The organism is Sphingobacterium sp. UBA6320 (assembly GCF_002440335.1).
Taxonomy (GTDB): domain Bacteria; phylum Bacteroidota; class Bacteroidia; order Sphingobacteriales; family Sphingobacteriaceae; genus Sphingobacterium.
Window position 1 is genome coordinate 335,955 of sequence record NZ_DJTA01000028.1, and the last position, 8,109, is coordinate 344,063.

The 8,109-nt window shown below is 37.7% G+C and carries 5 protein-coding genes; 2 read left to right on the top strand and 3 right to left on the bottom strand.

What is annotated here, in order from left to right; translation table 11 throughout:
* Window positions 1-90 precede the first annotated feature (90 nt).
* Both B3P23_RS18335 and B3P23_RS18340 read left to right on the top strand, forming a co-directional pair.
* Window positions 91-804 (top strand): MauE/DoxX family redox-associated membrane protein, encoded by a 714-nt coding sequence (locus tag B3P23_RS18335; RefSeq protein WP_349681571.1) that lies wholly within the window; start codon window positions 91-93, stop codon window positions 802-804.
* Between the two features lie 26 nt (window positions 805-830).
* Window positions 831-1,181 carry a hypothetical protein gene (locus B3P23_RS18340; RefSeq protein ID WP_248755036.1) on the top strand — a complete coding sequence of 117 codons (351 nt, stop codon included), beginning with the start codon at window positions 831-833 and terminating at the stop codon, window positions 1,179-1,181.
* A gap of 73 nt (window positions 1,182-1,254) precedes the next feature.
* Here the strand turns inward: B3P23_RS18340 and B3P23_RS18345 are convergent, their stop codons facing one another.
* The 3 genes from B3P23_RS18345 to B3P23_RS18355 form a co-directional block, all read right to left on the bottom strand.
* Window positions 1,255-2,598 carry a RagB/SusD family nutrient uptake outer membrane protein gene (locus B3P23_RS18345; protein WP_293928623.1) on the bottom strand — a complete coding sequence of 448 codons (1,344 nt, stop codon included), beginning with the start codon at window positions 2,596-2,598 and terminating at the stop codon, window positions 1,255-1,257.
* Window positions 2,599-2,706: 108 nt separating this feature from the next.
* Window positions 2,707-5,871: a SusC/RagA family TonB-linked outer membrane protein gene (locus B3P23_RS18350; protein ID WP_293928625.1), complete on the bottom strand. Its 3,165-nt coding sequence runs from the start codon at window positions 5,869-5,871 to the stop codon at window positions 2,707-2,709.
* 108 nt (window positions 5,872-5,979) lie between these two features.
* Window positions 5,980-8,109 (bottom strand): TlpA family protein disulfide reductase (locus B3P23_RS18355; RefSeq protein WP_293928626.1); only part of this gene is annotated, 2,130 nt, incomplete at its 5' end.

An 8,109-nucleotide genomic window follows, 5' to 3' on the forward strand; every position in this document is an offset into this window, starting at 1 on the left:
AGGACAGTGGCGCCTTGTTTTTTAACATAAATAGTAAAACAGCATAAATAAATAATTGACGCTATTGACACTAATAAAAACATCAATATAATATATGGGCTACTACGGATAGTGATGCTCCTTTTTTGGATCTATGTCGGTATAGATAAAGTATGGCAGCTCCATGCTTTTAAGATCGCACTTACCCAGCAGCCCATTATCAGCTATTTTGCACCTGTACTTTTCTGGTTACTGCCCGTATTAGAAATAAGTCTAGGCTTATTGTTAGCATTTCCATCACAGAAGGTACAGTCTTGGGGCTGGAAAGCTTCAATCCTACTTATTTCAGTCTTTACAGTCTATATCGCGTTAGGTGTATTAGATGTGTATGAGCAGAAACCATGCATGTGCAGCAGCTTTTTGAGCAACGTCACTTGGAACACCCATCTCGTGATCAACAGCGTTATCCTAGCCTTATCGATACTTGGATGGGTATTAAATAAATCTTCCATTAAACACACGCACAAGACAGGCTTAAATGGTAAAACCAGCATTGCGCTACTGTTGATCAGCTTTCTTGTCATTAGTTCCTATACCTACAATTGTAAAACCCGTATCCGAGCAATAAATCATTGGCATACACCAGAGAGCCTATATTATCAAGAGCATAATACCGTCATGAGCCCCTTAAAAGGCTTACTGGCGTCCACATATGATCGGTACTTAGAACCGTACCGACAATTTTTTACCAAAGGTTTGCAGGCCGGTACAATTACTAACCAGTTATTGGTCTGCAATACAGAAAGGAGGATAGCAGTATGCTAACCAAATTTTTAAACAATTATGGCTACATGATATTAGGAGGAGCCATGATTTTCGGTTTTTCAGCATTTAAAAGTGCTGAGGTTTATTCAGGGAAAAAATTAAGCCCTGTCACTATTTACTTCCATGGAAATTCCCAAAGTCCAACGGAAGTGCAGGACGAATCTCGTTGGACAACCACCACAAATGGTCAAGACTGTAACACAGAAAACGTTATGGCTTGTGCTCAAGTTGTTGATGAGTCAGATCTAAATGCTTCAAATCAGTTAGATCCCTCCAAAATACAACTTGGAGCGACAAACACAACGGGTAGCAACTATATTCCTTCCCGGACAGGAGGATCTAGTAGCAGTCCTTTTAATCCAATCAATAAGGATTAAAAAAAGGTGAGAAGGGCGTCCCTACTTTTGTAAGTGACAAAGGTAGGGGCTCCTTCTTTATTATCAAATATTTCTATTGTGGATTTTGCTCTATCCCAGCCAAACGTATAATATCGTCTGGCAATGGAAGTGCGTAGGCGTTCGAGTTTGGCAACAACGTTTGTATTTCTCCGTTAACATTCCTCTGTATAACAATTTCTGCACCTTCTGCATTAAGCCTTTTTAGATCCATCCACCGCAAGCCCCTAAAAATCAATTCTCTTCTACGCTCTTTTAATATAATTGTTAGCACTTCCCTTTCATCAATTGAACTGTAAGGTTTAAAAATTCCGGTTTTGTAGCGTTTTTTCATCAGATAGTTCAAAGCATCCAAAGCCTTTTCCCTATTGCCTAATCTCAAATTACACTCTGCACGTATCAAATACATCTCATTAATAGCTATACCGGTAAACATCTTTGCTGAACCGGAATAACTCCCTTTAAATGTTGCTGTACCATCAGGTGCAACTTTAAAAAACGCCTTCTTTCGAAGATCGTTACTATCAAATGATCGGTATAGTAGCGTATCGATCAAAGCACGAGAGCTCGTCAAGTTGCTACTGGACATCAGTTCTCCATACCATACAGTTTCCTTGTTAAATATCGTAAATGGAAAGGAGGCATCTACATTTACCTCAGACAGGTTATTGTAATCCATCAGTTCTGGATATTTTTTTAGTACTTTGTCAGCATAAAGCAAAGCTTGATCGTAGTTGTGCATTGACAAATACGTACGTGCAAGCATCCCCATTGCTGCATATCGATTGGGGCGTAGGGTAAGTGCAGACTTCTCCGGTAAAAGATCAATACATGCATTCAAATCATCGATAATTTTTAAATAACATGCTGCGACAGTAGAACGACTGGAGATCTCGTTAAAATCAGAAGAATTACGTAAAACAATACCCAAATCATCCTCAGATTTTCCTTCTATAAATGCTGGCGCATAAGTCCACAACAAGTACAGATACTGACTTGCCCTATAAAAGAGCGCCGAACCTTTAACTTCGTTGTAAAATGATTCATCTACACTATTTACCGAAATAGACCTGAGCCGATCCAGCACAAGATTACAATTATAGACTGCATTGTAACCCGAAGACCAGTCATTAGGATAGTTTCTGTAATAATTTTTCCAGATGTAGGTATTTTGCGCATAGTCGATCAGATTATCGAAAATCGACTGCTTCAAATAATAATCATCGGCAGATGCCTCTCCAAATGAGGAATAGGAAAGATTCATTATACCCGTATCATCCATCAACTTTTGCAGATCTTCAAGTTTAGTTGGTACCACTAGTCCATGGTTGGACTGGATATCCAAATATTTACTACAAGAAACGAGCAATAGGATCAGAAATCCTACCGTCACTTTCATTATATTATTTTTTATAAGTATCATATATATTCACTTTTTCATTTATAACTACAACTAATTTGAGTTTGCAAAACGCACAAAATGGCGAAATTGTCATTTTCAGCGATTTTAATAAGAGATATTGAGTCCAAGGGAATATGTTTTAGGTTGTGACAATCTATAAGGAAATTCAGGATCAAAGCCAATCTTATTTGATTTCCATATAACTCCAAGGTTTGAAGCATTGAAAGATAATCCTATATCTACTTTTCGTCCGCCAATAATACACGACTTACGCCACGATGCATTTATATACTCCAAACGCAAATGGTCTCCTTTATAAACATTAATATCTGAATTTTGATAAAACTCATCAGAACCTGATACTAATGGATACCTCATACCCGGTACATGAGTGCTGGACTCATCACCGGCTTGTTGCCAACGGTCTTCAAAATCAGGATACGCAGTACCTTGAGCAAAAAGAGAGTAATAAGATGTGACCGGTTTACGAATATAATAATCAGCTTTGTAACTCATATTTAAGGAAAGCGACAAGGATTTCCAACCAAACGTATTGATGATGTTTCCAAATACCTGCGGTTTGCTCGATCCAATGTACAACACACTTTCACTATCCGCATTACCGGCATTCGCGGCATTGCGGATCGCATTATAATCTGTACTCAGCTCACCATTCAAAACTCCTTGCCCCTCTCCCTGATTATTTAAACCCATCCATTTATATGCTGCCAAAGCGTTCAATGGTTTTCCAACAATTGGTGTAATTGTATTTCCTGCACTTAGAAATGAACTGATGCTACCCTTATTTTTATCAAAATAGGAAGTAGTCTTATTTCTGTTTATGCTGACTAACAACCTGCTATCCCAAGAAAATTTTCCAGTTAGATTTTTCGAATTGATCTCGATATCCATCCCCTTTCCTACCATAGAAGCAACATTCTTTACTATAGTTCCCTGTTTTCCCCAAGTCGTATAATCATATTCTGTTTGCCCATAAAGATCTTTACCGTTTTTGATATAATAGTCGATCCGTGCTGAAATCCTTGATTTTAGAACACCGAGATCGACACCTATATTTGTGGTTCCAACTTTTTCCCATCGTAAACTAGGATCGTTGAGATTACTGATCTGAAGCATGGGGTAATTACTATAATTAGCAACCCCAACATAAGCAATGGGATCTGGCGACCTTCTTAGGTCCACATTACCGCTCAATCCATAAGTGGCTCGCATTTTCATAAAGTCTATCACTTTTATCTTAAAAAAACTTTCCTTAGATACATCCCAAGAAGTACCTACAGACCATAATGGAGACCATTTATCATTAGCATTTGCACCAAAGATATTTGCACCATCTCTTCTGATGCTTAGAGACAGTGCGTACTTATCTAAAAATTTATCAGTCAAATTGCTGTACATCGAGACAAAGCGATTCAAGTTTTTATAAAATTGCGGAGCTCCAGGTATACTTCTGCTCGATAGGTCCGGTACCAATGTAAACCTACGGGTAAAATCTACAGGACTGCTGGAAAGAGGCAAATCATGATAGCCATAGGCAGTATATGAACTACCGGTCGCCTTATGCTCCCTGATTTCGGCACCAAGAATACCTATCAAATGATGCGAACCTATTTTTTTATTAAGATCAGCTTGTGCCCGTAGAGTATAGCTTTTAGTATCCCCTAAATTATTTCGTTTGATTCCTCCCACAGGAATATTATATACAGAAGCCATATTTTCAGTCCCGATCGTCGTATATTGATTGATCAGCCTGCGCGCATCATAGCTTTGTACAGTACTCAGATCATCCGTTAATATTTGTTGATTCTGAAATTGACCGCCTACATTTAAGTTTAAAAATGTAAATAACTTATATTTGAGATTGAGACTAGAGAACCAGTCATTTGCCAAAGAATTCTTTTGGGCATACTTGTTTTCGGAGAGCGGATAATAGTTCCAGTCCAAATAACCTCTACTAAACTTATCAGCTAAATAAATTTTTCTATAATCTTTTTCAAAAGGAATCTCATTTCCTATTTCGTCAAAAAAAAGATCATACGGAACCTTTTTACCATTGTAAGTTAATGCGCCATAGTCCGGTCTCCCGATATTGCTATGTTGATTGGTATAGAGTACATTCAGATCAATCTGTATATTGTCAGTTGGCCTAAAACTATTGGAAAGCTGGATATTCAGCTTTCTATTAAAATCGTCAAGCTCAGATTTATTTCCTGTGTAGCCTGCTCCAAAAGAATACGTATAACGGTTGCTCCCACCCCTGATGTTCAAGCTATGCTGATTGACAAATGGAACCTGGTAGAATGCGTCCATAAAATTACCTCTGCCATCCTGCATTAACAGCAGATCCATAGCCTGTGTCGAATCTAAAGGGGTAATCAAGTTACGCTTTCTTCTATCTAATATATCAATCACAGGTGTGACAGCGAGATGTGGCATATATTGTAAATTAGAAGTATAGTAACCTTTGTCAAATAAAAAATTTTCAACTTCAATAAAATTCCTATTGTCCAATTGATACAACTCATGCAGATTAGGTTTTTGCTTCCAGATCAGATTAGAAGACACTGATATCTCTGTTTTTGACTCTGTGTTATATACTCCCTTTTTAGAGGTAATCACGATAACCCCATTTCCAGCACGTGCCCCCCAGATTGCACTTGCAGCAGCATCTTTTAATATGGAAACACTTGCAATGCCGTTCGGGTCAATATTATCCATATTACCTTCATAGATAAAACCATCCAATACAATTAAAGGATCGAGATTTCCATTAATGGTACTTAATCCTCTAACTGAAATATTAAGTTTCTGTAAATCTGTATTCTGGATTGCCTGATTATCAAAGCGAATGGCAGTAGTTATATTATTCAGACGTTGGAGGATACTGGTCCCCACCTGTTGATTCAACATCTTCTCATCCAGCACATCAACAGCCCCTGTAACCTCATTGGATTTTAAAGTCTGATAACCGGTATTAACCACAGCTTCATCCAGATAATTTATCTTTGGTTCCATTTCCAATATACTTTCATTTTGAAAATAAGAAGCCGTGATCGTTCTGTCTAGATATCCTATACATGAGATCGTCAAGGAATCATTCCACATACTGATCTCTGTTGAAAACTTCCCTTCAAGTGTACTGACAGCATAATTATTCAGGGTATGATTTTTAATAGATGCACCCACTAATCCTTTATCTGAACTTTTTGAAAAAATTATACCCTGTACCCAATTTTTTTTCTGCGCCATGCTTTGAAAGCTTACCAGGCTCAGAATCAGTATAAAAATATTTTTATTCATAATCTAGATTTACTATTTGGAGGCTAAATAAAAGTAAGGAAACTCCATTTTTCGCTTTTAGTAGTTGAGGATAATGCCTTTTAATTTCAGTAGAGCAATCCTTTCAGAAACAGTTAGGTCAATAAAATTTCCTGGCAAAATAAGGTCCACATGCTGACCGTAAGGATCTTCAATTACGATCGGTTGGTCCAGATACGGTCTTAAGAAATTTGCAATACCATTGAGGTTTGTATTCTGTATAACCAGATTCCTATTACCTTCATATACCCAAAATATGGGCATACCTCCTTTCGTTAACAGCGCATTATCATGGCGATCTATTTTAAGATTATACACTCCTATTTCTTCATTTTTTCTTACTACATCCAAATGGAAATTGTCAATAAGTGATTTTCGAAAATGCTCGTGCACACCTTGCTCGTCTACCGAATCCTTTGAAAAATACTGGTACCAGTATTTTTGATTCTGTAAGTCAAATAATTTCTTGATAGACATTTCATCCACACTTGGATCAAACACGTAGTTTTTTGATTCAGAATCTTTTATTTCATCCAAAAAAGCATGCTGGTACATCAATCTCAAGGCATAATTACCAACTTGATAAAGGGTCTGCCCATTAATATAATGTACATTTGGATAGATAGGATTGTAATTTACCCTAAAACCTGAGAGTACCGACATATAGTCAAATCCTGCAGTATCAGCCAATAATGGGATATTTTCGAATTTAATATTTATAATATTACCCATGCTCTGAAATGGTAATGTACCATCTTTGATCATTTTGCTGATATTTCTGTCTGAAAGATTATCACTATAAGATGTTCCTATAAATTCACCCCTTTTATTTATAATAGCTGAACGCGGAATGGAGTTATGCTCAAACAGTGCTGTAAAAATAGTATCATCCAATAGTGTTGGTAACGATGGAGAATAATTATGGTCAGCTTTATATTTTTTGAACCTTGCTTTTATCTTCTCAGGTGTATCTTTATTGCGCTTACTGTTTACAAAAATTACAATTGCATCCTGATCAAAACGGTTTTGTATCAATTCAAACTTTGGCATTCCTACAATACAAGCTGGGCATCCTGTAGACCAAAAATCCAATATGATCAGCTTTCCTTTCAGATCTGAAAACTTGATTGTTTTCTTTTTACCATCAAAATAGTTGAGCTCCAATGTTTGGTCCCAAACAGCATCGGGGATCTTGTCACCAGGGTTTAGAGGAATAAGATGAGATAACCCATCAGCCCCGCTGTCCTTGCGGGGCGTCTGAGCTGATAAACTAAACATAGAAAACATCAGGACTAATAGCGAGTAAGTCCTGATACTCTTCAATTCCGTTAAAACACAATCAAGAAAATTGAAAAACATAAGTACCAATAAAGAAAAAGCCCTTCCTATATTCATTATCTTAGAATGAGTATGTTGAATAATAGCATCAATACCAGTGGCAAGCGATTGATTTAAACTTGATTTAAAGAGGTTTGGTGCATTATTAATGCAAAACCACCCATACACCTGGCTAAATAAATTAAATCTCTTAAAAGCTCTTATTTGAAACGAAGCATTCTTCAGGCATCGATCAAGTATAGATGAAGCATAGATAGAGCGTTGATAGTGCATGGATCGTGTATCAACAGGTACCGTTTTACGCACTATCCATGCTTGACCATTACTTAGCATATGCACTACGCATGCTTGGGAGATACCTAAACAACCGTGTTCCCGTGCTGGTCTAGGCTCCGCCTGCAGATCATTAGCCAAGCTACTGGCTTTAGTAGCTCTTTGGTACCTTCTCAGTAGCTTCTCCGTACCCTCTCGGTACAGGATTGGTACACTCCCCGTGAATAACCCGTACACTAACGGTACACTCTTAGCCAATCTGAAAGTCCTATTTTGCTTCAAATTCAACAAAAAATACAGTAAAGCTATTTGGATCTGATTCGTACTTTGTTTTAACCTTGTTCGGACCTTGTTATAAACTTTCTTGTCCCTGCACCGCAGTTGCAAAGTCCCTGCACCGTCCATTTCCCGGGTCAGGGACGGGAAATAGGCGGTGCAGAAGCGGTGTATAGACGGCTTTCGGTAAAACAGCGTCCGAATCTGATTAAAAGCAGATATGGATCTGGTAGCTGCCAAAAACTGCTCCAAAACATCCATTTGTCCCTTCCTGAAAAAGGT